Annotated in this window: 23 protein-coding genes and 1 tRNA gene; 12 read left to right on the top strand and 12 right to left on the bottom strand. The window is 74.4% G+C overall.

Annotated elements, in window-relative coordinates; translation table 11 throughout:
- The first annotated feature begins 33 nt into the window (after nucleotides 1-33).
- The 4 genes from ACI790_RS15960 to ACI790_RS15945 all read left to right on the top strand — a co-directional run bounded on the left by ACI790_RS15960 (nucleotide 34) and on the right by ACI790_RS15945 (nucleotide 6,009).
- Nucleotides 34-1,014, top strand: a complete 981-nt coding sequence (locus tag ACI790_RS15960) for a TIGR03557 family F420-dependent LLM class oxidoreductase (RefSeq protein ID WP_456570766.1) — start codon at nucleotides 34-36, stop codon at nucleotides 1,012-1,014.
- A 119-nt stretch (nucleotides 1,015-1,133) separates the two neighbouring features.
- Nucleotides 1,134-1,994, top strand: coding sequence for a tetratricopeptide repeat protein (locus ACI790_RS15955; RefSeq protein ID WP_456570765.1), 861 nt, complete (start codon nucleotides 1,134-1,136; stop codon nucleotides 1,992-1,994).
- A 66-nt stretch (nucleotides 1,995-2,060) separates the two neighbouring features.
- Entirely contained in the window at nucleotides 2,061-4,862 is a 2,802-nt protein-coding gene (gene ppc / locus ACI790_RS15950; RefSeq protein WP_456570764.1) for a phosphoenolpyruvate carboxylase, read from the top strand.
- On the top strand, nucleotides 4,855-6,009 hold the full coding sequence (locus ACI790_RS15945) for an inositol monophosphatase family protein (RefSeq protein WP_456570763.1): 1,155 nt from the start codon (nucleotides 4,855-4,857) through the stop codon (nucleotides 6,007-6,009). The genes ppc and ACI790_RS15945 overlap by 8 nt, the downstream gene beginning before the upstream one ends.
- Here the strand turns inward: ACI790_RS15945 and ACI790_RS15940 are convergent.
- Complete coding sequence (locus tag ACI790_RS15940; RefSeq protein WP_456570762.1) at nucleotides 5,975-7,387, bottom strand: NADP oxidoreductase; 1,413 nt, start codon at nucleotides 7,385-7,387, stop codon at nucleotides 5,975-5,977. The genes ACI790_RS15945 and ACI790_RS15940 overlap by 35 nt on opposite strands.
- 74 nt (nucleotides 7,388-7,461) lie before the next feature.
- Here ACI790_RS15940 and ACI790_RS15935 point away from each other — a divergent pair, with 74 nt between their 5' ends.
- A complete protein-coding gene (locus ACI790_RS15935) occupies nucleotides 7,462-7,770 on the top strand; it encodes a putative quinol monooxygenase (protein WP_456570761.1) in 309 nt (102 codons plus the stop codon).
- Here the strand turns inward: ACI790_RS15935 and ACI790_RS15930 are convergent.
- Genes ACI790_RS15930 through ACI790_RS15920 form a run of 3 tightly spaced genes read right to left on the bottom strand, consistent with a single transcriptional unit; the run spans nucleotide 7,767 to nucleotide 9,854 of the window.
- Complete coding sequence (locus tag ACI790_RS15930; protein ID WP_456570760.1) at nucleotides 7,767-8,642, bottom strand: hypothetical protein; 876 nt, start codon at nucleotides 8,640-8,642, stop codon at nucleotides 7,767-7,769. The genes ACI790_RS15935 and ACI790_RS15930 overlap by 4 nt on opposite strands.
- Before the next feature lie 48 nt (nucleotides 8,643-8,690).
- Nucleotides 8,691-9,500 carry an Fpg/Nei family DNA glycosylase gene (locus ACI790_RS15925; protein ID WP_456570759.1) on the bottom strand — a complete coding sequence of 270 codons (810 nt, stop codon included), beginning with the start codon at nucleotides 9,498-9,500 and terminating at the stop codon, nucleotides 8,691-8,693.
- Nucleotides 9,501-9,533: 33 nt separating this feature from the next.
- Complete coding sequence (locus ACI790_RS15920; RefSeq protein WP_456570758.1) at nucleotides 9,534-9,854, bottom strand: GNAT family N-acetyltransferase; 321 nt, start codon at nucleotides 9,852-9,854, stop codon at nucleotides 9,534-9,536.
- Nucleotides 9,855-10,039: 185 nt separating this feature from the next.
- On the opposite strand from ACI790_RS15920, the gene ACI790_RS15915 reads away from it, so the two are divergent.
- A tRNA-Arg gene (locus ACI790_RS15915) sits at nucleotides 10,040-10,112 on the top strand.
- Nucleotides 10,113-10,462: 350 nt separating this feature from the next.
- On the opposite strand, the gene ACI790_RS15910 is transcribed toward ACI790_RS15915, so the two are convergent.
- Nucleotides 10,463-11,134 carry an ABC transporter ATP-binding protein gene (locus ACI790_RS15910; protein ID WP_456570757.1) on the bottom strand — a complete coding sequence of 224 codons (672 nt, stop codon included), beginning with the start codon at nucleotides 11,132-11,134 and terminating at the stop codon, nucleotides 10,463-10,465.
- A 39-nt stretch (nucleotides 11,135-11,173) separates the two neighbouring features.
- A complete protein-coding gene (locus ACI790_RS15905) occupies nucleotides 11,174-12,664 on the bottom strand; it encodes an ABC transporter permease (protein ID WP_456570756.1) in 1,491 nt (496 codons plus the stop codon).
- Nucleotides 12,665-12,723: 59 nt separating this feature from the next.
- Here ACI790_RS15905 and ACI790_RS15900 point away from each other — a divergent pair, with 59 nt between their 5' ends.
- Nucleotides 12,724-12,954 (top strand): hypothetical protein, encoded by a 231-nt coding sequence (locus ACI790_RS15900; protein WP_456570755.1) that lies wholly within the window; start codon nucleotides 12,724-12,726, stop codon nucleotides 12,952-12,954.
- Nucleotides 12,955-13,298: 344 nt separating this feature from the next.
- Here the strand turns inward: ACI790_RS15900 and ACI790_RS15895 are convergent, their stop codons facing one another.
- The 5 genes from ACI790_RS15895 to ACI790_RS15875 all read right to left on the bottom strand — a co-directional run bounded on the left by ACI790_RS15895 (nucleotide 13,299) and on the right by ACI790_RS15875 (nucleotide 16,797).
- The gene (locus ACI790_RS15895; protein WP_456570754.1) at nucleotides 13,299-14,072 is read right to left on the bottom strand and encodes a sulfite exporter TauE/SafE family protein; all 774 of its coding nucleotides are present in this window, start codon (nucleotides 14,070-14,072) and stop codon (nucleotides 13,299-13,301) included.
- Complete coding sequence (locus tag ACI790_RS15890; RefSeq protein WP_456570753.1) at nucleotides 14,069-14,662, bottom strand: rhodanese-like domain-containing protein; 594 nt, start codon at nucleotides 14,660-14,662, stop codon at nucleotides 14,069-14,071. The genes ACI790_RS15895 and ACI790_RS15890 overlap by 4 nt, the downstream gene beginning before the upstream one ends.
- 106 nt (nucleotides 14,663-14,768) lie before the next feature.
- Entirely contained in the window at nucleotides 14,769-16,148 is a 1,380-nt protein-coding gene (locus ACI790_RS15885; protein ID WP_456570752.1) for an MBL fold metallo-hydrolase, read from the bottom strand.
- A 91-nt stretch (nucleotides 16,149-16,239) separates the two neighbouring features.
- Nucleotides 16,240-16,509: a rhodanese-like domain-containing protein gene (locus tag ACI790_RS15880; RefSeq protein WP_456570751.1), complete on the bottom strand. Its 270-nt coding sequence runs from the start codon at nucleotides 16,507-16,509 to the stop codon at nucleotides 16,240-16,242.
- Nucleotides 16,510-16,530: 21 nt separating this feature from the next.
- Complete coding sequence (locus tag ACI790_RS15875) at nucleotides 16,531-16,797, bottom strand: metal-sensitive transcriptional regulator (RefSeq protein ID WP_456570750.1); 267 nt, start codon at nucleotides 16,795-16,797, stop codon at nucleotides 16,531-16,533.
- Nucleotides 16,798-17,027: 230 nt separating this feature from the next.
- On the opposite strand from ACI790_RS15875, the gene ACI790_RS15870 reads away from it, so the two are divergent.
- From ACI790_RS15870 to ACI790_RS15860, 3 genes are read left to right on the top strand one after another with little or no spacing between them, the layout of a single operon-like run.
- Nucleotides 17,028-17,723 (top strand): LuxR C-terminal-related transcriptional regulator, encoded by a 696-nt coding sequence (locus ACI790_RS15870; protein WP_456570749.1) that lies wholly within the window; start codon nucleotides 17,028-17,030, stop codon nucleotides 17,721-17,723.
- Nucleotides 17,724-17,769: 46 nt separating this feature from the next.
- The gene (locus ACI790_RS15865; protein ID WP_456570748.1) at nucleotides 17,770-18,138 is read left to right on the top strand and encodes a hypothetical protein; all 369 of its coding nucleotides are present in this window, start codon (nucleotides 17,770-17,772) and stop codon (nucleotides 18,136-18,138) included.
- Nucleotides 18,135-18,614 carry an SRPBCC family protein gene (locus ACI790_RS15860; protein WP_456570747.1) on the top strand — a complete coding sequence of 160 codons (480 nt, stop codon included), beginning with the start codon at nucleotides 18,135-18,137 and terminating at the stop codon, nucleotides 18,612-18,614. Before ACI790_RS15865 ends, ACI790_RS15860 begins: the two co-directional genes overlap by 4 nt.
- 21 nt (nucleotides 18,615-18,635) lie before the next feature.
- On the opposite strand, the gene ACI790_RS15855 is transcribed toward ACI790_RS15860, so the two are convergent.
- Nucleotides 18,636-19,649 carry a hypothetical protein gene (locus tag ACI790_RS15855; RefSeq protein WP_456570746.1) on the bottom strand — a complete coding sequence of 338 codons (1,014 nt, stop codon included), beginning with the start codon at nucleotides 19,647-19,649 and terminating at the stop codon, nucleotides 18,636-18,638.
- 186 nt (nucleotides 19,650-19,835) lie between these two features.
- Here ACI790_RS15855 and ACI790_RS15850 point away from each other — a divergent pair, with 186 nt between their 5' ends.
- Both ACI790_RS15850 and ACI790_RS15845 read left to right on the top strand, forming a co-directional pair.
- Nucleotides 19,836-20,681, top strand: a complete 846-nt coding sequence (locus tag ACI790_RS15850) for an NAD-dependent protein deacetylase (RefSeq protein ID WP_456570745.1) — start codon at nucleotides 19,836-19,838, stop codon at nucleotides 20,679-20,681.
- The gene (locus tag ACI790_RS15845; protein WP_456570744.1) at nucleotides 20,678-20,977 is read left to right on the top strand and encodes a biopolymer transporter Tol; all 300 of its coding nucleotides are present in this window, start codon (nucleotides 20,678-20,680) and stop codon (nucleotides 20,975-20,977) included. The genes ACI790_RS15850 and ACI790_RS15845 overlap by 4 nt, the downstream gene beginning before the upstream one ends.
- The last annotated feature ends 19 nt before the right edge of the window (nucleotides 20,978-20,996 follow it).

The raw sequence follows: 20,996 nt of genomic DNA, 5'->3' as shown, positions 1-20,996 counted from the left end.
TTGGGGTCCGGCCGGTCCGGGTAGCCGCGCGGCATGGCGATGCAGCTGGGGTACACGATGATGACCGAGCAGGCCGGGCCCCGGGACCTGGTCCGCCACGTGGTGGGCGCCGAGGAGGTCGGCTTCGACTTCGCCGTCAGCAGCGACCACTACTTCCCGTGGCTGGACGAGATGGGCCACTCGCCGAACGCCTGGGTGACCCTGGGTGCGGCGGCGCAGGCGACGAGCCGCATCCCGCTGATGACGTACGTGACCTGCCCGAGCTTCCGGTACCACCCGGCGGTCGTGGCGCAGCAGGCGGCGACGCTGCAGATCCTGTCCGAGGGACGCTTCACGCTGGGCCTGGGCGCGGGGGAGAACCTCAACGAGCACGTCGTCGGTGCCGGCTGGCCGCCGGCCGACGTCCGCCAGGAGATGCTCGGCGAGGCGATCCACATCATCCGGGACCTGTTCGCCGGCGACGGCTACACGAACTTCCGCGGCGAGCACTTCGACGTCGAGTCGGCGAAGCTCTGGGACCTGCCCGAGAAGCGGGTGCCGATCGGCGTCGCGTCCGGGGGGAAGCAGGCGTCCACGATCGCGGGAGAGCTCGCCGACGCCCTGATCGCCACCGAGCCGAAGCCGGAGCTGGTGGAGGCGTTCGACGCCGCGGGCGGCACGGGCAAGCCGCGGATCGCGCAGATGCCGATCAGCTTCGGCGCCGACAAGGCCGCCGCCGTGACCCGGGCGCACAGCCTGTTCCGCTGGTTCGGCCTGGGCTGGAAGGTCAATTCCGAGCTCCCCGGGCCCACGGCCTTCGACGCCGCCAGCCAGTTCGTCCGCGAGGAGGACGTCGAGGGCAGCATCCCGTGCGGGGACGACGTCGAGGCGGTGATCGCCGGCGCGAAGGAGTACGCCGACGCCGGTTTCACCCACCTGGCCCTCGTGCAGATCGGCGGGGACCAGCAGCAGCCGTACCTGGAGTGGGCCCAGCGCGACCTCCTGCCGGCCTGGCGCGAGGCGTTCGGGAGCTGACCGCCCGGCCCGGGGCGGCAGCTGATCGGGTGACGGCGGCCCCCCGGGCCGATCCCTTGGGGTGAGGTTCCCGGGCAGGGGGGCGCGGGAGCGGCCCGGGCGCCGCGATCATCGGCGTCATGACCGAGGACCTGGACGTGCGGCTGCGGCGGCTGCTCGCCTCCGACGACGCCGACGCGCTGATCGACCTCGGCTGCGACCTGGCCGACGCCGGCCGGCAGGAGGACGCCGAGCGCTGCTTCCGGCGCGCCTTCGACCTCGGCGACTCCGTGGCCGCGTTCAACCTCGGCAACTCGCTCGCCGCGCAGCACCGCTGGGCGGAGGCGGTGGACGTGTACGAGATCGCCCTGCGCGCCGGCGAGGCCGACGCGTGGCGCAACCTCGGCCTGGTGCTGGAGGACCTCGGTGACCTGGCCGGCGCCATGCGCGCCTACCGGGGCGCCGCGGCCGCCGGCGACCTGGAGGGTGGCTTGCAGCTGGCGTTCCTGCTCCGCGAGCAGGGGGAGCGCGAGCAGGCGATGGCGGTGGCGGAGGAGTTCGCCGCCGCCGGTGACGAGGAGGCGGCGGCCGTCGTCGCCTGCTGGCGCTGGTGCGCCACGCTCGACCCGGCCCTGGAGGACGACCTGCGGGCCGGTCAGCACCACTTCCCGGCCGCCCGGGCGGACCTCGCGCACCTGCTGCGCGAGACCGGCCGCTCGGCCGAGGCCCGCTCGGTGCTCGAGCGCGGCGCCAAGCTGGGCGAGCAGGTGGCCTGGCTGCCGCTGGGCAACCTCTACCGCGAGGAGCTGGGCGACGAGGAGGCCGCGGAGGAGGCCTACCGCAGCGGCATCGCCGCCGGCGACCCGTACTGCCACCAGAACCTGGCGGTGCTGCTGGCCGACCGGGGCGATCTCGAGGGCGCCGTCGAGCAGTTCCGGCTCGGCGCGGCCGCGGGGGACCAGCTGGCCGCCCAGTGCCTGCGGGAGCTCGAGCTCGACTGACACCGGGGCGGCGCTCCGGCCGGCCGCCGACATGAGCCCGTCACACGGTCCGGCGATACTCGGCATGTGTCCGAAGCCACTGTCGACGTCGCCGATCTCCGCCACCACGGGGCCAGCGGTCCCGGCGACCGCGCCGACGAGGAGCCGCTGCGCGCCGACATCCGCCTGCTGGGGCGCGTCCTCGGCGAGGTGATCGGCGAGCAGGCCGGGCCCGACGTGCTCGAGCTGGTCGAGTCCACCCGGGTCGAGGCGTTCCGCATCCGCCGCTCGGAGGTCGACCGGGCCGAGCTCGCCCGCCGGCTCGCCGGCCTCGACGTGCGCTCGGCCAACCACGTGATCCGCGCGTTCAGCCACTTCTCGCTGCTGGCCAACCTCGCCGAGGACATCCACCACGAGCGGCGGCGCCGGCACCACCGGCGGGCCGGCTCGCCGCCGCAGCAGGGCAGCCTGGCGGCGTCGTTCGCGCTGCTGGACGAGGCGGACATCCCGGTCGACACGGTGGCCCGCGAGCTCGCCGGCGCCCTGGTCTGCCCGGTGGTCACCGCGCACCCCACCGAGGTCCGCCGCAAGACCGTGTTCCAGGTGCAGCGCCAGGTCACCCAGCTGATCCGGGAACGCGACCGGGCCGGCGACGGAGACGGCGACGCCGCCTGGTCCGCGCAGCTGTGGCGCTCGGTGCTCACCCTCTGGCAGACGGCGCTGCTGCGGCTGTCCCGGCTGCGGCTGCAGGACGAGATCGACGAGGCGCTGCGCTACTACGAGCTGTCGCTGTTCGACGTCGTGCCGGCGATCAACGCCGAGCTGCGGCAGGCGGTGGAGCAGCGCTGGCCCGGCGCGGGGGTGCTGCGCCGGCCGATGCTGCTGCCCGGGTCGTGGATCGGCGGTGACCGCGACGGCAACCCCTTCGTCACCGCCGAGGCGTTGCGGCGGGCCACCACCCGGCAGGCGGAGACCGCGCTCGGCCACCACCTGGCCGAGCTGGCGGAGCTGCGCAGCGAGCTGTCCATGTCGGACCGACTGGTCACCCCCACCCCCCAGCTGTACTCGCTGGCCGAGGCCTCGCGCGACGACTCCCCGTTCCGCGCCGACGAGCCCTACCGGCGGGCGCTCACCGGGATCTCCGCACGCCTGGCGGCCACCGCGGCCCGCGTGCTGGGCTCCGTGCCCGGCGACGAGGCCGCCGGGGTGCTCCCGCCCTACGACAGCCCCGACGAGCTGCGCGCCGACCTCGACGTCGTCGACGCCTCGCTGCGCAGCCACGGCGCCGGCCCCCTCGCCGACGACCGGCTGCTCCGGCTGCGGGAGGCGGTCGAGGTCTTCGGCTTCCACCTCTGCGGGCTGGACCTCCGGCAGAACTCCGCCGTCCACGAGCAGGTCGTCGCCGAGCTGCTGGCCTGGGCCGGGGTCTGCCCGGACTACGCCTCGCTCGACGAGGCGGCCCGGGTGGAGCTGCTGGCCGGGGAGCTGACGCTGCGCCGGCCGCTGGTGCGCCCGGGCGCCGAGCTGTCCGAGGAGACCCGCAAGGAGCTCGACGTCCTGCTCGCCGCCGCCGACCAGGTGGCGCTGCTCGGGCCGCGGACCATCCCGAACTACGTGATCAGCATGTGCGAGTCGGTGAGCGACGTGCTCGAGGTCGCCGTCCTGCTCAAGGAGGTCGGCCTGCTCGACCCGGCCGGCGTCGACGGCCCCACCTGCCCGGTGGGCATCTCGCCGCTGTTCGAGACGATCGACGACCTGCAGGCCGCGGCGACCACGCTCGGCGCGGTCCTGGACCAGCCGCTCTACCGGTCGCTGGTCGCCGCCCGGGGCGACGCGCAGGAGGTCATGCTCGGCTACTCCGACAGCAACAAGGACGGCGGCTACCTCGCCGCCAACTGGGCGCTGTACCGGGCCGAGCTGGACCTGGTGGAGGTCGCCCGGCGCGAGGGCATCCGGCTGCGGCTGTTCCACGGGCGCGGCGGCACCGTCGGCCGCGGCGGCGGGCCCAGCTACGAGGCGATCCGGGCGCAGCCCCCGGGGGCGGTGGCCGGCGCGCTGCGGCTCACCGAGCAGGGCGAGGTGATCGCCGCGAAGTACGCCGACCCCGACCTCGCCCGCCGCAACCTGGAGGCGCTGGTCGCCGCCACCCTGGAGTCCACCCTGCTCGACGTCGAGGGGCTCGGCGACGACGCCGACGAGGCCTACGCCGTGCTCGACGACCTCGCCGCCCGCGCGCGGCAGGCCTACCGGGAGCTGGTGCACGAGACACCCGGGTTCGTGGCGTGGTTCCGGGCGGCCACCCCGATCGGGGAGCTGGCCGAGCTGAACATCGGCAGCCGGCCGCCGTCCCGCAAGGCCGGCGACTCCATCGCCGACCTGCGGGCGATCCCCTGGGTGTTCAGCTGGTCGCAGACCCGGATCATGCTGCCCGGCTGGTACGGCACCGGATCGGCGCTGGAGTCGTGGGTGGGTGGTTCCGACGAGCGGCTGGAGCGGCTGCGCGAGCTGCACCGCCGGTGGCCGTTCTTCCGCACGGTGCTGTCGAACATGGGCATGGTGCTGGCCAAGACCGACCTGGGGCTGGCCGCCCGCTACGCGGAGCTGGTGCCCGACGAGGAGCTGCGCGCCCGGGTGTTCGACCGGATCACCGAGGAGCACGAGCGCACCTGCCGGATGGCACTGGCCATCACCGGCGACGACGACCTGCTGGCCGACAACCCGGCGCTCGCCCGCTCGATCCGCAACCGGTTCCCCTACCTCGAGCCGCTGCACCACCTGCAGGTGGAGATGCTGCGGCGCCGGCGCAGCGGCGAGGACGACGAGCTCACCAGCCGCAACATCCAGCTCACGATCAACGGGATCGCGACCGCGCTGCGCAACAGTGGCTGAGCACTGGTTCCTGCGCCGGCGGCCCGAGTCGGACGGCGACCTCCGGGTGGCGGTCAGCGGCGCCGACGTGCGGGCCGCGGCGCTGACCCTCGGGATGCCGCCCGCCGGGCTGGCGCCGGCCGTGCACGACCCCCGGCTGCGGGTGCTGCTCGGCGGCGGCCAGGCGGCGCTGGTGCGGCGCCAGTGGCATCCCGACGGCTACGCCGAGGCGGTGGTCCTCCGGCGCACCGGCGTGCCGCTGGACCACCCGGCGGTGCGCGCCCTGGCCGCCGGCTGGGGCTGCGAGCGGGCCCGGCACGGCAGCACCGACCGCTGGATCGCCGTTCCGGGGCCCGGGCCCGACGCGGCCGTGGCCGACCGGTTCCGGCACCTCGCCGCGCTGGCCGCGACCCGGGTGGAGATCGCGGTGGCGCTCGCCCGCGACAGCGGCGAGGAGCGCATCAAGGACGACGGCAGCCCGTCGCTCGCCGCCGACGAGGCCGCGCACGCCGCCGCGGTGGAGGTGCTGGCCCCGCTGGGGATCACCGTGCTCAGCGAGGAGCGGCGGGACCGCCCGGTCGCCCCCGGCGAGCCGTGGATCGTGCTGGACCCGCTGGACGGCACCGGCAACTTCTCCGCGGGGCTGGCGCCGTGGGCGTTCTCGGCGGGGCTGGTGCGCGACGGCGTGCCGGTCGCCGGCCTGGTGGCCGACCTGGCCTCGGGGCGGCGGTGGACCGGGGTGGTGGGGGTGGGCGCCGAGCGCGACGGGGTGCCGATCTCCCCGCGGCCGGGCAGCACCGTGGTGGTGCCCAGCGGCCCGGGCGGCGGGGCGGTCGGCGTGCCCGCGACGGCGCGGCGGGTGCGGATCACCGGCTGCACCGCCGTCGACCTGTGCCTGGTGGCCGACGGCTCGGCCGCGGCCTGGCACGACCTCGACCGGGGCGGCACTCACGTGCACGACGTGGCCGGCGGCCTGGCGGTACTGCGCGCCGCGGGCGGGGTGGCGCTCACCGGCGACGGCCGGCCGCTGTCGCTGGCCCCGGACACCGAGGGGCGGATCCGGTTCGCGGCCGCCGCGGACGACGCGGCGGCCCGGGAGCTGATCGCCGCCCTGGGGGAGGCGCGGCGGCCGGTCAGCGGGCGGTGGCGGCCCGGATGGCGGCCATGAGCGCCTCCCGCTCGTGCAGCGTCGTGCGCGCCCGGCCGCGGGTCGCGCCCAGGGCCTGCTCGGCGGCGTCGATCGCCCGCCAGTCCTCCAGCAGCACGGGTTCGGCACCGCGCGCCTGCAGGGTGTGCACCAGGTCGTCGACCGGCCCGCGCACCCGCAGCGTCCCGTCCGCGGCGTCGGCCAGGAGCCCGGCGACGGTCTCCCGCGCGTCGTGCTTGTTGGTGCCCACCACGCCGCTGGGCCCGCGCTTGATCCAGCCGGCGACGTACTCACCGGCCGAGGGCCGGCCGTCGCGCAGCACCCGGCCGGTGCCGTCGTGCGGCACGGTGCCCGTGCGCGGATCGACCGGCAGCCCGGGCAGCGGCGTCCCGAGGTAGCCGACCGACCGCACCACCAGGTCGGCCGGGAGCACCTCGAACTCGCCGGTGCCGACCGCCCGGCCGTCGCCGTCGACGGCGGTGCGCTCCACCTCGACGCCGGTCACCCGGTCGGTGCCCAGCAGCCGCACCGGCCGCGAGTAGAAGCGCAGCCGCAGCCGGGTGCGGCCGGGCTCGGGCACGTGCTGCGACCAGTCGCGCAGTACCGCGAGGTTGCGGGTGGCGTTCCGGTCGGTGGCCGCGCGCGCCTCGGCGTCCGGGTCGAGCTCGAGGTCGCCCGGGTCGACCAGCACCGTGGCCGCGGCCAGCTCGCCGAGCTCGCGCAGCTCCTGGGTGGTGAAGGTGGCCTGTGCCGGGCCGCGGCGGCCGAGCACGGTGACCTCCTCCACCGGCGCGGCGGCCAGGACGTCGATGACGTGCTGGGGCATGTCGGTGGGCTCGAGCTCCTCGGCGGTGCGGGCGAGGATCCGCCCGACGTCGAGCGCGACGTTGCCCACGCCGATCACCACCGCCGACCGGACGCCGGCCAGCGCCGCCTCCACGGTGGAACGGTCGGCGTCGGGGTGCCCGGTGTACCAGGCCACGACGTCGGTGGCGGGCAGGCTGCCGGTCAGCTCCTCGCCGTCGATGCCCAGGTGCCGGTCGAGCGCGGCGCCGTAGGTGTAGACGACGGCGTCGACGTGCGCGCGGAGCTCGGCCAGCGACAGGTCGGTGCCCACCTCCACGTTGCCGACGAACCGGACCAGCGGGTGGTCGAGGCTGCGGTGCAGGGTGTCGCGGATGGCTCGCATCTTCGGGTGGTCGGGGGCGATGCCGTGGCGGACCAGCCCGAACGGCGTGGGCAGCCGGTCGACCAGGTCGACGGCGACGGGGACCTCGGTCTGCCGGGTCAGCGCGTCGGCGGCGTAGATGCCGGCGGGGCCGGCGCCCACGATGGCCACCCGCAACGGATGGCCGGTGGTCGGGGGAGGGGGAGCACCGTCGTCGACCACGACTGGCATCCTGACCCGGCCGGGGCCGCTCCACCAGAGCAACCGCCCGGGTCATTTCCGTTCCCGCTGCTCCAGGAGGCCCCGTGTCCGTCGTCGTCGTCGCCACCATCACCCCGAAGCCCGACGCGGTGGACGCCGTCCGGGAGGCGATCCTCGCCGCCGTGCCCGCAGTGCACGGGGAGCCCGGCTGCGAGCTCTACGCCCTGCACGAGGCCGACGGGGTCTTCGTGATGGTGGAGAAGTGGGAGAGCCCCGAGGCGCTGCGCACGCACGGCAAGGCCGAGGCCCTCACGACCCTGGGGGCGGCGCTGGCCGGCAAGCTGGCCGCCCCGCTCGACGTGAAGCGCCTCACCGCCGTCCCGGCCGGGGACGCGGACAAGGGCGCGCTCTAGCCGTCGGCCGTGGCCCGGCGGCAGGCGTGGTCGTGGTCGAGGTCGTCCTCGATGTACTGGACCATCACCACGCTGCCGCGGGGCACCAGCGCGTCGTCGTCGCAGGCCTCGCGCGCGTCCGCGCGGTCGGCGGCGCCGGCCAGCCAGCTGTCGAGGCCGGTCAGGTTGCTGCCCGCCGGCACGTCGCCGACGATCCGGCCCCACTGGTAGTCGGTCGAGTACAGGCCCACCCGGCCGTCCCTGCCGGTGAGGTACGCGGTCATGCCCTCGAGCGTCGCCCGGTTGCGGGCCTGCGCCTCGTCGGACCCGTACTGCCAGGTGTTCATGGTCTCGACGTCCAGCCACCAGGTGTAGTGCTCGGGACGGCTGTCCAGCTGCACCGCGCGGGCGGCGGGGCGGAAGAACGACTGGACGCTGGCGCGCGCCCGCTCCCAGCCGTACTGCCAGCTGCAGGCCGTCGAGTTGGCGCCGTCGCAGTCGCCGTAGGGCGTGTCGCCGTCGGACGGCCAGGTGGTGACCAGGTCGCGCACCTGACCGGGGTTGGCGGTGTTGAGGTACAGCTGCAACGGCGGCTGACCGGGCACGGCGCCCGACGAGCCGGCCGCCCACCCCAGCTGCTCGGCGAGGCAGGGGTTGGTGCGCGTGGACAGGCCGCCGTTGACCCCGACGACGGCGAACGCGGCGTCGTCGGGCAGGTCGGTCCCGCACTGCGGGTGGGAGACGTCGTAGCCGACGGTACTGACCGGGTCCTCCCGCTCGGCGGTCGCGGTCGGCGACGTGGGGGACGTGGGCGCGGCCGAGGCCGCCGCCGGGACGCCGACCAGGCCGGCGACCGCGGTCAGCGTGATCGCCCATCGTGACCGTCGTCCCACTCTTCCCGACGGTACACGCGGGAGGAGGCGCCGAGGCGTCGCCGCAGGTCAGACAGCCTGGCAGACCGGGCACCAGTAGAGGTTGCGCCCGGCCATGACCTGCGTGCGGATCTCGGTGCCGCACAGCCGGCACGGCAGGCCGGTGCGCCGGTAGACGTAGTGCGCGTCCTCCCGCCGGACCGCGCCGCTGCGGCGGGAGCGGTCCTCGGGCCGGGTGGTGACGATCCGGCCCATCCGGACGCCGGCCCGCAGCAGCGTGACCAGGTCCTGCCACATCGACGCCCACAGGCCGGCGTCGATCTGCTTGCCGGGGCGGAACGGCGAGACCCGGTGCCGGAAGAGCACCTCGGCCCGGTACACGTTCCCGACGCCGGCCAGCACCGACTGGTCCATGAGCAGGGCGCCGATCGCGGTGCGGCTGCCGGCGATCCGCCGGTGGGCGACCGATCCGTCGGCGCGGGGGCGCAGCGGGTCGGGGCCCAGCCGGTCGAGGATGCGGTCCACCTCGGGTGCCGCCAGCACCTCGCACGCGGTGGGGCCGCGCAGGTCGGTCCACACCCCGGCGCCGTCGGGCCCGTCGGCCTCCCAGCGCATGCGCAGCGCCCCCTTCGCCGGGGGCGGCATGCCGGCGCCCGTGGTGAAGGTGCCGTAGAGACCCAGGTGCACGTGCAGGCTGTCGCCACCGAAGCGGGCGAACAGGTGCTTGCCGTAGGAGAAGACCTCGTCCAGCACCCGGCCGTCGAGCAGGCCGGCGCCCGCGTCGAAGCGGCCCTGCGGGCTCGTGACGTGCACCGGGCGGCCGGCGAACAGCAGCTGCTGCTCCCGCGCCAGGCGGAAGAGGGTGTGGCCCTCGGGCATCCGCGCAGCCTAGGTGGCCGCCGCGCGGTGCGCTCAGTGGTCGGCGGTCGCCAGCCCGAAGTGCGGGCGGTCGTCGACGGCCACCAGGTCGACCAGCTCGGGGTGCTGCTGGATGTAGTGGCGGATGAACGAGCAGTACGGCAGCACGGTCAGGCCGCGCTCCCGGGCGGCGGAGAGCACCTCGGCGACCAGCGTCGTCCCGATGCCCTGCCCACCGACGGAGGGATCGACCTCGGTGTGCGGGAGGGTCATCTGCCCGTTCTCGACGTGGTAGCTGGCGAGTCCGACGACCCGCTCGCCCTGCCGTACCTCGAAGCGTCCCCGCTCGGGGACGTCGATCACCGTGGTCTCCATCGTTGTCGTCCACCTTCCCTGGCCTCCGGCGCCGTTGCCGGAGCTCGGTGTGTGCCCCAGCACGGTAACCCCCTGGAACCGCGCCGTCTCTCTTCCGTACCCACGAGTCGGGTGCAGCGAGGGTTCCGCCGGGCCACCCGTTAGCCTCTCGGCGAAGGTCCGGCGCGCGTGAACCGCGCGCCACGGCCCCCGTAGCTCAGGGGATAGAGCATCGGTTTCCTAAACCGTGTGTCGCAGGTTCGAATCCTGCCGGGGGCACTAGCAAGACCGCAGGTCACACGTCTGGCAAGCGTCTTCGTCGGACCTGGCCGCAAGTGGTCGTGGCATGTTGCGTGTCACGTTGGCCGTCTATCGACACTCGGTCGTCGCGGTCTGTGCATCGCACTGCACATTAGGCCGTGGGCGTAGCGCGCCCTAGAGGACCAGTATGGGTTGGGACCGACGACCTCTTCCACCGCCGCGCTGAGGGCCACCCGTGCTCGATTGGTGGCTGTTCGAGACACGACGTCGAGTCTCAGACAGGCGCTCGGAACTTCGTGGGCAAAGGTCAAAATGACCAGGTAGTCCAGGCCGTTGAGGGTCAGCCTGGAGCCATGATCGGTAGGCCGCTACACGACCGAACGCTCCTGCAACTTGCCACGCACGATCCGCAGCCGGCGCTCGGCTCGCGCCGCGACGGCGGAATCGTGTGTCACGACCACCAGCGTCAGCTGCTGCTGCCGACAGAGTTGTTCGAGGATCGCGATGATCTCGTCGCGAGTGGGTTCGTCCAGGTTCCCGGTCGGCTCGTCGGCGAGCAGGACGCGCGGTTGCTTCACGATCGCCCGGGCGATGGCCACGCGCTGCTGCTGCCCACCGGACATCTGCGGCGGCAGGTGGTGGAGCCGGTCCGCGAGTCCTACTTCGGCCAGGGCCGCGGCGGCGCGCTGCCGCCGCTCCGGCGAGGAGACACCGAGCGGGACCAACGCCGTCTCGACGTTCTCCTGGGCGTTCAACGTCGAGATCAGGTTGAACGACTGGAAGACGATCCCGATCTCGCGGGCGCGCAGTTCGGTGAGGCGCCGCTCGGAAGCGTCGGACAGGTCCTCATCGCCCAGGCGCACCGAGCCGGACGTGGGCCGGTCGACGGCACCGAGCATCTGGAGGAGCGTGGATTTCCCGCCCCCGGTGGGGCCTTCGACGGCGACCATCTGCCCCGCGGGGATGGTGAGGCTCACCTTGTCGAGGGCGGTGATGGTCTTCTTCTCCGAAGGGTAGGTCTTGCTGACGTCTGTGAGCACGTACATCGTCGGTCTCCGATCGGGTCTGGTGAGGTCAGGTCAGTCGATGCTGCGAAGGGCTGCGGCCGGACGCAGTCGGGCAGCCCGCCAGCCCCCGAGGACGCCGGCCACGAGACCTCCGACGAGGGCCAGCGCGATGCCGAGCAGGACGATGGTCACGTTCACGGGCGCGTTCAGGACGACGTCGACGCTGCTCGTCTGGTCGGCGATCGGGTTGCGACCACCTCCGCCGCCGAAGGGGCCAGCGCCGCCCGGTCCCATCGGCATCTGCCCGGCGGCCGCGGCACCGTCGGCGGCCGCAGGCAGAGTGGAGCTTCCTGTCTGGCCGGAGAGCGTGATGCCGGCCGCGTTGATGGCCATGATCGACAGCAGGCCGATGGCCAGACCGGCGACGCCGCCGAGAACGCCCTGCATCAGCGATTCGGTGCCCACCTGGCGCACGATGCGGCCGTTGCTCCAGCCGATCGCTTTCAAGGTGCCGAAGTCGCGGGTACGCCGGGTGACTCCAGAGATGGTGAACAGGGCGGCCAGGGCGAAGGCCAGGACCAGCCCCGCCACGGACAGCCAGGTGCCCAACCTGCTGACCAGAGAAGAAGCGGACGACAGCGAACCCGAGACGTTCGACGCCAGATCCGACTGCGTGGAGACCGTCGCGTCGGGCAGCTCCGCAGAGATGTCCTCGGCGACCTGGTCCACGGTGTCTGCGGACGCGACCTGCACGTAGACGTCGGTCACCTGGTCGTCGAGACCAGCCAATCCCTGGGCCATGTCGAGCGGCAGGTAGACATCGGAGAGCGTGCCGGCGAAACTGTCCGACGTCAGCACCCCGACGATCTCCACCTCGGTTCCCGAGATCGTCAGCGCGTCACCGACCGCGAGCGCCTCGCTGTCGGCGTAGGCCTGCGAGACGAGTGCCACGGCCTGCCCCCGGTCGTCGGTGGCGAATCCTCGCCCGTCGGCCACCTCGGCGGACGACAGCGGCCCGAGCGCGGCGGCACCGGGCTCCACCCCTTCGATGGAGAACGTGCTGACCCCGAAGTTGCCGCCACGGAATCCCCCGGCGCCCGGCGGGCCGCCGGCCGGCGGCTCGGCGGGTTGCGCGCTCTCGTCGGGGAGCTCTCCCGTGAGGGACGTGCTCGTCAGGGAGAGGGTCGCCACCGCGGCGTCCACGCCGCCGAGGTCCTCGATCGTGCCGAGTACGGTCGCGTCCATCGCCGCCGTGCCCGCCGCGACCCGGAGGTTCTGCTGCTCGATGCGTGTGGTGTCGCCCCCGTCGGCGCCGTCCTCGGCGCCGAACTGGAACCCTTGACGGCCGCCCTGCCCCGGTTCCGCGGCCTGCGTCACGGTGACGTCCGTGCCGACACCGTAGATCGACTCCAGCACCCCAGATTGTGCGTCGCGCACCCCGGTGGACGCGGAGTTGACCACCAGCACCAGCGCCACTGCGAGGGCGAGTCCCGCGGCCACGATGATCGTCTGGCGTCGACGCCGAGTCAGTTCACGTCGGGCGTACCTCAGCAGCATCGTCATCCTTCTGTTCAGGCCCTCTTCCAGGGCGCGCCGAGGAAGACTGGCGGCCCCGACTGTGGATGCGGATGCATGACACCTGTGAATCCCCTGGCAGCAGTGGTGATGGCGTCGGGCCGCCGCTGCCTGTGCTGCTGGTGCGGTGGCAGTTCGCCGTCCCGCTGCTGCTCGTGCTGATCGTCGCCCAGAACCGCGGCTGGGTGTTCGCCATGAACGTGCTGCTCGGCAGCGACGTGGTCGGTTCAGCCCGTCGGAGAATGGCGATTGGTTTCAACGAAGCACTATCCGGTTGAACGAAGCACTATCCGGTTGTACGAGACGCACGGACGTTCATCGACCCCCGCCCGACATGGCCTTGCATCCCGAGGCCTCGTGGCGACGGACGAAGTGTCCGGGCCGTGTCACGTTCGTGTCAGTAAGCAGCGCCCAACCGTGCAGTCTCTTGCCAGTCACGGCCATCAGAGCAGGTCGATGGCGCAGGCTGCATGCTGATGGCGAGTCCTCCATCGGTTTCCTGAGCCGTGTGTCGCAGGTTCGAATCCTGCCGGGGGCACTCAGGCATCCGCTGGTCACGACGGCGGCCGCCGTGTGCTGCAGCCCGTGCGCGGCCGGCATGCGGAGCGACGAGCGCGGGCGGTCACCCGAGCAGGGCGGCGGTGACCTGGACGAGGATGCCGCCGGCGACGACGAGCACCAGGTAGGCGAACCAGCGGCGCAGTCGTGCGGTGTCCAGCCGGGTGGCGAGCCGGCCGGCGGCCAGCGCGGTGACCACGGCGGCCGCGGTGAACCCGACGGTGACCGGCACGTCCAGGGGCGCCTCGCCGGCGTGTGCGGCGAACCCGGCGGCGGAGTTGACCGCGACGACCAGCAGGGAGGTGCCGATCGCGACCTCCATCGACAGGCCCAGGACGACGACCAGCACCGGGATGATCAGGAAGCCGCCGCCGACGCCCAGCAAGCCGGTGAGGAAACCGACGACGAGCCCGCCGGCCAGGGTGCGCGGCAGGCAGCGGCGCCAGTTGACGCGGCCGCCGTCGGCGGCGCAGGCGGCGCCGGTGCTGGGTCTCCCCGACAGCATCCGCACCCCGGCGCCGATCATCAGGACGGCGAACAGGCCGAGGACGACCTCGGGTGGGAGCAGCCGGTTGACCGCGGCGCCGGCGAACGCGGTGGCGATGCCGGCCGCGCCGAACAGCACCGCGATCCGCCAGGCGATCTGACCCTTGCCGAGCCGCGGGAGCAGCGCCACCACCGCGGTGATGCCGACGACGAGCAGCGACGTCGCGACCGCCTGCGGCAGGTCCTGCCCGGCGGCGTAGACCAGCGCGGGGACGGCGAGGATCGACCCGCCGCCACCGAGCAGGCCGACCAGCGCCCCGATGACCAGACCGAGGACGATCGCGAGAGTCATGACGCGGTGCTGCCGGCCGTCCGGAGCGCGTGCACCGCGTCGCGCAGGGACACCGCGCGGCCGCCGCGGCTGTAGGGCAGCCGGGACAGCGCCGCGCTCATCGCGCAGGTGTCGGTGACCGCGGCGGTGACCAGCCCGGCGCCGACGCCTCCGGCGAGGAAGCGGGCCCTGGGGAAGCGGAGGCTGGTCAGGATGCTGGCCGCGACCAGGCCGCCGGCGACGAGGCGGACCTGGCGTTCCACTGCCCAGCGGGCCCGGCCGCGGCGCACCTGCTGTCCGGTGGCGGTGTGGGCGGTGACGCCGCCGTCCAGCACCGACAGCTGCTCGGCGCCGGCCGCGGCCAGTGCGGTGTGGGCGGTCCGGGCGCGGGTGCCGGCCTGGCAGACCAGCACCACCGGGCCGTCGAGCTCGGCGGCCAGCGCGGTGGCGTGCTCGGTCACCAGCGGCAGCGGGATGTTGATCGAGCCGGGGATGTGCGCGGTCTCGTACTCGGCCGGGGTGCGCACGTCGACCACGGTGGGTGCGGCGTCGCCGGGAAGCCGGCCGGTCAGCTCGGCCGGGGTGATCAGGGCGGTGGTGCGGGAGTTCACGGGGGACGTCGTCCTCGGGATCGGCGGTGCGGGGTTGCGGGCAGGGGGGAGCCGGCGGCCACCGGGGACGTGGTCTCCCGGTGGCCACCGGGTCTGGGTGGGCCGGTCAGCCGGCGGCGGGCCGGGCGTGCAGGCCGGCGGCGGCCGCGCCGGTGTCCGGGTCGCCGTAGCCGCCGTCGACCAGCACCGGGCGGCGGCCGGCTCGGGCGAGCATCGAGGCGGCGATGGAGGCGCGGTAGCCCGAGCCGCAGTAGACCCACACGTCGCCGGCGGGGACCTCGTCGAGGCGGCCGGGGAGGTCGTGGATCGGGACGTGCAGCGAGCCGCACACCCCGCCTCCGGAGCGCTCGTCGTCGCGGCGGGCGTCGAGCACCACCAGGTCGGGGTCGGCGGCCATCGCCGCGGCGAGGCCGGTGAAGTCGCTGACCGGGTAGGCGTCGAGCTCCCGGCCGGCGGCGAGTGCCTCCGGGCTGCCGACGGCGGCGCCGGCGAGCCGGTCGATGCCGATGCGGACCAGCTCGCGGCGGGCATCGGCCACCTGCTCCTCGGTCTCGCCGATCAGGGTGAGCGGCGCGCCCCACGGGACCAGCCAGCCGACGTAGGTGACGAAGTTGGCGATGGCCAGCTCGAAGTTGAGCGCGCCGGGCAGGTGGCCGGCGGCGAACGCGGTGCGGCTGCGCAGGTCGATCACCCACTCACCGGCGGCCAGCCGGCCGGCCAGCTCCTCGGGGTCGACCAGGCGCGGCATCGACAGGTCCACCGGCGCCGGGCCGGCGGCGTTGGCCGGGCCCATGTGCGCGTACCAGGCCGGGATCGCGGTGAGGCCGGCGATCAGCTGGTCGACGAAGGTCTGCTCGTCCTGGGTCAGGGCCGGGTTCACCCGCGCCTGCTCGCCGACGGTGGACGAGTCGCCGCTGGTCGGCGTCGCCGCGCAGAACGAGCCGAACCCGTGGCTCGGGAACACCGGGGTGCCGGCCGGCAGCTCGGCGACCAGCCGGCGCACCGAGTGGTACTGGGCGTGGGTGAGCTCGTCGGTGTGCTCGGGGCCGACCAGGTCGGTGCGACCGGTGGCGCCGTAGAGCATGGACCCGCCGGTGAACACCGCCTGCACCGTGCCGTCGGCGTCGGCGAGCACATAGCTGACGTGGTGGTGGGTGTGCCCGGGGGTGTGCAGCACCCGCAACCGCATCGGGCCGGCCTCGAGCACGTCGCCGTCGGCGGCCGGCACCCGCTCGTACCGGACGGTGTCCCCGGCGGGGACGGCGTACTCGGCGCCCACCGTGCGGGCCAGCTCGAGCCCACCGGTCAGGTAGTCGTTGTGGACGTGGCTCTCGGCCACGAGCGCGACGCGGACGCCGCGCTTCTCGGCGAGCGCGAGCACCCGGTCGATGTCGCGCTGCGGGTCGATGACCACGCCGACGCCGTCGGCGCTGATCAGGTAGCTGCGGTCGCCGAGGCCGGTGGTCTCGATGATGTCGATCTGCACGAAGGCTCCTTTATACGGTACGGGGCAGGGGTACCCCGTAGGGAAATGGAAGTCGCTCAGGCGGTCGGGCGGCCCTCGGCGGTCCAGGCGGTCATCCCGCCGGCGAGGTCGGCCACGTCGTAGCCCTGGGCGGCAGGAACTGAGCGGCCTGCGAGCTGCGCCCGCCACTGCGGCAGACGGTGATGACCGGCCGGTTGCGGTCTAGCTCGACGGCGCGGGCGGGCAGCTGACCCAGGGGGATGTGGGTGCTGCCGGCGATGCGGCCCTCGGCGAGCTCGGCGGCCTCGCGGACGTCGAGCAGGACGGCCTCTGTGCGGTCGGCGGCCTGGGCGGGGGTGAGCTGGGGGATCTGCGGGTTCACGGTGTGCTCCGAGCGTCGGGGTCAGGCCAAGGAGAGGAAGAGGCGTTCGAGTTCGCGCAGGTCGACCTCGCGGGTCTCGCCGTCCTCGTTGGTAGAGCAGTGGCGCATCCCGGTGGAGACGACGGCGAACCCGGCCTTGCTCAGCGCCTTCGACGCCGCGGCCAACTGGGTGACCACGGCCGAGCAGTCCCGGCCGTCCTCGATCATCTTCACGATGCCGCCGATCTGGCCCTCGATGCGCTTGAGGCGCTTGACGACGTCGGCGAGCTCGCCCTGGGGGATGTCCACGACTCGAGTATGGATACCCCCTGGGGTATCTGCAACCACGGTGTCGGTGACTGCTCGCACACCCGCCGGTGCGGTCGCCGCCTGCGCCGGACCACCGGGTCCCGGACGTCACGCAGCGGAGCCCGGGGGAGGCCGGTGGGAATCCCGGGAAACTGCTGCTCAAGGACTCGGTTCACCCGGTCGATGGAATGCAGGTCAGGTCGTCACCGAACGTGAGCGGAGCAACCAGCGTGTCCATCTCCAGCACCGGCGTCACCCGAGTCCTCGTCCTCGCGGACGCCCCGGTCCTGCGTCGCGGCCTCGTCGGCATGATCGACGAGACCGCAGGCATGCAGGCCGTCGGTGCTCCCGGGGAGACCCGGCGCGCGGTCCAGCTGGCCGAGTCGGCCCGCCCGGACGCCGTGGTGGTGGAGCTGGGCTCCGGCCGCAGCGCCACGCTGAACGCCGTCCGCGACGTGCGCCGCCGCTTCCCGCGCACGGCCATCGTGGCGGTCGCGACTTCGGAGGACGCCGCCGTGGTCAACGAGGCGCTGGCCGCCGGCATCCGCGGCTACCTGCTGATGAACACCTCCGCGACGCTGCTGGGCTGGGCGATCCTCGCCGCCCGCGCCGGGCGCACCGTCGTCGACCCGCAGATCCGCCGGGTCGAGGGCGGGGCCGCGCCGGTGGGCCGCGAGCTGACCCCCGAGGTGCCGCTGACCCGCCGCGAGTCCGACGTGCTCGACGAGCTGATCCAGGGCCAGTCGAACCGGAAGATCGGCGAGAACCTCTTCATCTCCGAGGACACCGTGAAGTCCCACGTCAAGGCGATCCTGCGCAAGCTCGGCGCCCGCGACCGGGCGCACGCGGTCTCCATGGTCCTGTCGGCCCGCAACGGCTGCACCTGCGGCGCGCACACGCTGACCGCCACCCCCCTCGAGGTCTGACCCGAGGCCCCCACCGATCACACCTGGCGGGGTTACCGTGCTGGGCATGGTCGGCGTCCTGACGGCGGTGCTGCTGCTCCTGCTGCTGGCCGGGATCATCGTCTGGGTCGTCTCGGGGCCGCCGACGCTGCGGCCCGCGGCCGGCCGGCCGCTGCCGGCACGTGAACGGGTGTGGCGGGAGCGGGCGGTCCAGGCCGCCCGCTGGAGCGCCGGGCACGACGAGGTCGGCGGGGTGACCCGGGTGCTGCTGCGCCGCAGCTGCCCCGGGCTCGACGGGCACCCGGAGGTGCTCGAGGAGCGGGTGTTCGACACCTTCCCGTCGGACGACCCGTTGTGGGAGGCGCGCTTCACCGAGGCCATGGCCGGCGCCCGGTTCCGCTGCTCCTACCTCAACACCGAGGAGGGGCAGGCGTGACCGGTCCGACGGCGGGCAGGATGGGTGGCATGGGTCAGGTCGTCGCCACCACCGAACGAGTTCTGCGCGCACCGGCGGACGTCGTCCGTGCCGCGCTCGCCGACTACGCCGTCACCCGGCCGCAGGTGCTCCCCGAGCAGTACAGCGAGTACCGCGTGGACGCCGGCGGGCAGGGCGCCGGCACGAGGGTGCACTGGCGGCTGCAGGCGACGTCCAAGCGGGTGCGCGAGCAGGACGTCGTCGTCACCGAGACGCCGGCCGGGGCCCTCGTGGAGACCGACACCAACTCCAGCATGGTGACCACCTGGACCGTCACCGCCGCCGACGCCGGAGCGAGCACGGTGCGGGCCCGCACCACGTGGACCGGTGCCACCGGCATCGGCGGGTTCTTCGAGCGCACCTTCGCCCCCAAGGGCCTGGTCCGCATCCACGACGCGATGCTGACCCGGCTCGAGCAGGCGGTCACCGCCGGCTGAGCGGCCGCTCCCGACCGGCCGTCAGGACGACGAACTGCCGACGCCCGGCCAGCGGTAGCCGGCCGCCCCGAGCCGCCGGGACAGCTCGCCGCGCAGCTCGGCGACATCCCCGGTCCGGGCGGCGAGCTCCGCCGGGTCGACCTGCAGCCCCGCCCGGCCGATCTCCGCGGGTTCCAGGGTGGGCGCCTCCGGGGCCGACTCGCCCCCGGTCGTGGGGGCGTGCGTGACGTACTGCTGCACCGCGGAGACGATCGACCGGCGCAGCCCGGCCGGGAGCCGGTCGGCCGGGTCGGCCGACGACGACAGCACCAGGGTCGCGTCGAGCAGCACCGCGACCGCCGGGGCGGTGCCGAGCTCCGCCGCCCGCGGGCGGTAGGCGTGCAGCAGGGGATAGGCGCGGTGCTGCTGGGCCAGCGTCGACAGGGTCGAGGACAGCGACGACAGGGCCACCACCGCCGGGACCGCCGTGCCGGGCACGGCCAGGCCGGCCGCCACCTCCGCGCCGGTGCTCCCGAACCCGGTGATCTCCGAGGCGAAGCTCCGCTTGCCGACCACCGCGGAGATCACCGAGGTCAGGTACGAGACGCCGAGGGTGATGAGCAGCATCCCGGTCAGCGCGGCGCCCAGGGTGGCCAGCTGGGACCCCGCACCGGAAGGCTGGTAGCCGCCGTTGCCCAGGGTGACGATGTTGTACCCGGCGAAGTAGAAGCGCTCCCAGACCGTGGCCGAGGCTCCGCTCGAGGCGCCGACCACCGCGTCGTCGCCACCGAGGAAGACCAGCGCCCAGCCCAGCCAGAGCAGGGAGAACCACGCCCCGACGGTCACCGCGATCACGATGACGCCGGGGCCGCCCACGAAGCGCACCGGGGCGGCCTCGGCCACGGCGGGCCGCCGGGCCAGCCGCCACACCGCGTCGGTGATCCGCCGGGTCAGCGGGCCGGGGCCGCTGGCCACCGCCAGCGTCGTCCGCACCTCGTCGACCACCGCGAACACCACGATCGCCAGACCGAGGACGTCCCACCACCACCCGGTCACGCGGTGCCCCGGCGGCGGGCACGATCGCGGTGGTCGGTGGTCCGGGCGGGCGACGTGCGGACGACGGCCTCCTCGATCGGGCCCGGACGTACGGGGCGGACGGATGTCCTCGGCACGGTGACCGGGAAGGCCGCCGGTTACACACGGCCGGCGGCGCATCCGCCGCTCGGCAGGGACCATGGCGGGGTGACCGCAGCGCCATCCACCGTCGAGGGTCTCTCCGAGCTCACCGGCCTGCTCGCCGACGGCGGGGCGGTCGTCCTCTCCGGGGCCGGGCTCTCCACCGACTCCGGCATCCCCGACTACCGGGGCGCCACCGGGTCCCTGCGCCGGCACACCCCGATGACCTACCAGACCTTCACCCGCGACCCCCGCGGCCGGCACCGGTACTGGGCCCGGAGCTTCGTCGGCTGGCGGCAGATCGCCGGGGCCCGGCCGAACGCCGGCCACCGGGCCGTCGCCGCGCTGCAGCAGGCCGGGGCGGTGGCCGAGGTGATCACCCAGAACGTCGACGGGCTGCACCAGGCCGGCGGGGCGCGCGACGTCCTGGAGCTGCACGGCGGGCTGGACCGCACCGTCTGCCTGGCCTGCGGGGACGTCGCCTCGCGCGCCGACCTGGACGTGCGGCTGCGGGCGGCCAACCCGGGGTTCCGGCCCGAGCCGGTCGACGAGGTCAACCCCGACGGTGACGTCGAGCTGCCCGACGAGGAGCTCGACGGGTTCGTCATGGTCGACTGCCTGGCCTGCGGCGGCGGCCCGCTCAAGCCCGACGTCGTCTTCTTCGGGGAGACCGTGCCGCGGGACCGGGTCGATGCCTGCTTCGCGCTGGTCGACGACGCCCGGGCGCTGCTGGTGCTCGGCTCGTCGTTGACCGTGATGAGCGGCTACCGCTTCGTCATCCACGCCGCCAAGCGCGGCATCCCGATCGCGATCGTCAACTCCGGGCCGACCCGCGGCGACGCGAAGGCGCAGCTCCGGGTCGACGCCCCGCTGGGCGTCGTCCTGCCCGAGCTGGCCCGCCGGCTGGCATGACCCGGGAGGTCGGGCGCACCGCCGACGGCCGGTGGATCGTCGTCGACGGCCGCCGGTGGCGGACCGCCGACCCGGCGCTGCCGGACGACGTCCTGGCCAGGCTGCTGCACCACCTCGGGGTGGCCCGCTCCGCCGTCCGCGCGAACCGGGGCGACGACGACGCGGTGGCCGAGGCCCGGGCGCGCGTGCAGCTGGCCAAGACCGGCCTGGGCGAGCGCGGCCCGGCCTGGGGGGACCAGGACGACGCCGCCCGGCGCGCCCGCTGGGAGTCCGCCCTCCGCGCGCTCGAGAGCTGATCCGGCGCAGCCGCCCCTC

This window comes from Blastococcus sp. SYSU DS0539, from assembly GCF_054050855.1.
The sequence above is the reverse complement of the archived record's forward strand: the minus strand, read 5'-3'. Positions and strand labels throughout refer to the sequence as shown.

What these genes read in the sequence shown, in the direction of transcription:
- ACI790_RS15955 (WP_456570765.1), top strand. Translation starts at nt 1,134, where the DNA reads ATGACCGAGGACCTGGACGTGCGGCTGCGGCGGCTGCTCGCCTCCGAC.
- ACI790_RS15960 (WP_456570766.1), top strand. Translation starts at nt 34, where the DNA reads ATGGCGATGCAGCTGGGGTACACGATGATGACCGAGCAGGCCGGGCCC.
- ACI790_RS15845 (WP_456570744.1), top strand. Translation starts at nt 20,678, where the DNA reads ATGACCCGGGAGGTCGGGCGCACCGCCGACGGCCGGTGGATCGTCGTC.
- ACI790_RS15900 (WP_456570755.1), top strand. Translation starts at nt 12,724, where the DNA reads ATGCGGATGCATGACACCTGTGAATCCCCTGGCAGCAGTGGTGATGGC.
- ACI790_RS15940 (WP_456570762.1), bottom strand. Translation starts at nt 7,387, where the DNA reads ATGCCAGTCGTGGTCGACGACGGTGCTCCCCCTCCCCCGACCACCGGC.
- ACI790_RS15920 (WP_456570758.1), bottom strand. Translation starts at nt 9,854, where the DNA reads ATGGAGACCACGGTGATCGACGTCCCCGAGCGGGGACGCTTCGAGGTA.
- ACI790_RS15895 (WP_456570754.1), bottom strand. Translation starts at nt 14,072, where the DNA reads ATGACTCTCGCGATCGTCCTCGGTCTGGTCATCGGGGCGCTGGTCGGC.
- ACI790_RS15925 (WP_456570759.1), bottom strand. Translation starts at nt 9,500, where the DNA reads ATGCCCGAGGGCCACACCCTCTTCCGCCTGGCGCGGGAGCAGCAGCTG.
- ACI790_RS15865 (WP_456570748.1), top strand. Translation starts at nt 17,770, where the DNA reads ATGGTCGGCGTCCTGACGGCGGTGCTGCTGCTCCTGCTGCTGGCCGGG.
- ACI790_RS15905 (WP_456570756.1), bottom strand. Translation starts at nt 12,664, where the DNA reads ATGACGATGCTGCTGAGGTACGCCCGACGTGAACTGACTCGGCGTCGA.